The sequence below is a fragment of the Vibrio sp. Vb2960 genome, from assembly GCF_033337665.1.
In the GTDB taxonomy this organism is placed as follows: Bacteria; Pseudomonadota; Gammaproteobacteria; order Enterobacterales; family Vibrionaceae; genus Vibrio; species Vibrio alginolyticus.
Genome location: NZ_JAWORD010000068.1, coordinates 1 through 896, shown reverse-complemented (window position 1 = coordinate 896; position 896 = coordinate 1). Strand labels below are relative to the sequence as shown.

General features: G+C 49.9%; 1 protein-coding gene. It reads right to left on the bottom strand.

What is annotated here, in order from left to right; translation table 11 throughout:
• Positions 1-896, bottom strand: an 896-nt coding sequence (locus tag R7O03_RS22635; protein ID WP_318132072.1) for a VCBS domain-containing protein, incomplete at both ends; no start/stop codon positions are given.

Here is an 896-nt window from a genome sequence, read left to right as displayed (position 1 = left end):
GCGGTTTCCACCAAGGTAATCGCCTCACCTTGAGAGGTTAGCCCCGCAACAGGATCAGCGGTTGAATCCAGTTGATAGCTCACCACTCGGTCAGAGCCTTGTGTGGTAGTAAACGCGCCTTCAACGAACAGATCGCCGCCAGGGTCCGAACCCACACCGGTAAGGTCATCTTCATCGACACTTAACGCATCCACCGCTGTGATGGTCGGTACATCATCAACAATCGTGACTGGAATGGTTTCAGTAACGGTGTCGCCATCAAAGTCGGTTGCGATAATTGGGAAGTTCAGTGTCAACTCATCACTATCAACCGCGTGATCAATTGGCCCTTCAAGTATGAAGTTGTAAGAGCCATCAGTATCTACTGTCAGAGTAAATACTGGGCTGCCACCCGCAGTCGCTTCATAAGTGAAACTACCATCACCATTTGCGGTTTCTGTCAGTGTGACAGCCGCGCCTTGCGATGTTAAACCGTCCACTGGTGTTGCTGAAGCATCGAGTTGGTAGCTCACCACTCGGTCAGAGCCTTGTGTGGTAGTAAAGTTGCCATCAATAGAAATTGGATTGCTTTGGTCTGAGCCAATTGACGCTAGATCATCTTCATCAACCGTAATGGTGTCGACGTCGGTAATAACAGGCTTATCGTCCACGATTGTCACTGGAATAGTGGCATTTATGGTGTCGCCATCAAAGTCTGTTGCGATGATTGGGAAGTTGAGTGTCAGCTCATCGCTATCTACCGCGTGGTCGATTGGACCTTCTAGCGTGAAGTTATAAGAGCCATCAGTGTTCACTGTCAGCGTAAAGACCGCTTCACTACCCGCCGTCGCCTCGTAAGTAAAGCTACCATCAGCGTTTTCGGTTTCAGTCAGCGTGACTGCCACGCCTTGTGATGT